This is a genomic window from Kitasatospora indigofera (assembly GCF_014655955.1).
Lineage (GTDB): Bacteria > Actinomycetota > Actinomycetes > Streptomycetales > Streptomycetaceae > Kitasatospora > Kitasatospora indigofera.
Genome location: NZ_BNBO01000152.1, coordinates 1 through 1155, shown reverse-complemented (window position 1 = coordinate 1155; position 1155 = coordinate 1). Strand labels below are relative to the sequence as shown.

General features: G+C 75.0%; 1 protein-coding gene. It reads left to right on the top strand.

Annotated features, from left to right (window positions below; genetic code table 11):
• Nucleotides 1-62: 62 nt before the first annotated feature.
• Nucleotides 63-1155, top strand: a 1093-nt coding sequence (locus IE329_RS39895; RefSeq protein WP_229928164.1) for an amino acid adenylation domain-containing protein, incomplete at its 3' end; no start/stop codon positions are given.

The window sequence follows — 1155 nt, the reverse complement described above, 5'->3', positions numbered from 1 at the left end:
CCTGGCAGAGTCACTCGGGGGAGAACCTGGGCCCCCGGGCAGGGGCCGGGAACGCTGCCTACGTGATCTACACCTCCGGTTCGACCGGTCGGCCCAAGGGCGTGGTGATCGACCACCGGAGCATCGCCAACCTGCTCGCCTTCCACCGCGCCGAAACCATCGGGGCCGCCGAACAGGCCCGTCCCGGGCGCCGGTTCCGGGCGGCGCTGACCGCCTCGCTCTGCTTCGACGCCTCCTGGGACGGGCTGCTCTGGCTGGTGGCCGGCCACGAGCTCCACCTGATCGGCGACGAGGTCCGCCGCGACGCCGCGGCGCTGGTCCGGTACACCCGGGACGCCCGGATCGACGCCCTGGAGGTCACCCCGACCTACGCCGAGCAGCTGATCGAGGAGGGGCTGCTGGCGGACCGGCCGCCGGCCCTGCTCGCCCTCGGCGGCGAGGCCGTCCGGCCCGCCCTCTGGAACGAACTCCGGGCGGCGCCGGCCACCGTCGGGCACAACCTGTACGGGCCCACCGAGTGCACGGTGGACGCCTTGCACGCCCGGCTGGCGGACGGTGAGCGGCCGTCGATCGGCTCGCCGGTGGCCAACTCCCGGGCGTACGTGCTGGACGAGCGGCTCAGCCCGGTGCCGCCCGGGGTGGCGGGTGAGCTGTACCTGGCGGGCTCCGGCCTGGGCCGGGGGTATCTGAACCGGACGGCGTTGACGGCGGAGCGGTTCGTGGCCTGCCCGTTCGCGCCCGGCGAGCGGATGTACCGGACGGGCGACCTGGCCCGGTGGCGTACGGACGGCCGGGTGGAGTACCTCGGCCGTACCGACGACCAGGTGAAGATCCGCGGGTTCCGGATCGAACTCGGCGAGGTCGAAGCGGTGCTCGCCCGGCACCCCGAGGTCCGGCAGGTCACGGTGACCGCCAGGGAGGACCGGGCCGGGGACCGCCGGCTGGTCGCGTACTGCGCGGTGACGGCCGCAGGCCCTTCCCTGGCAACGGAGTTGCGCCGCCTCGCCGCCGATGCGCTGCCCGCGTACATGGTGCCCTCGGCGGTGGTGCTGCTGGACGCGCTGCCGCTGAACGCCAGCGGCAAGGTGGACCACCGGGCCCTGCCGGAGCCGGACTACACGGCCGTCTCCACCGGGCGGGCGGCGCGGACGCCTC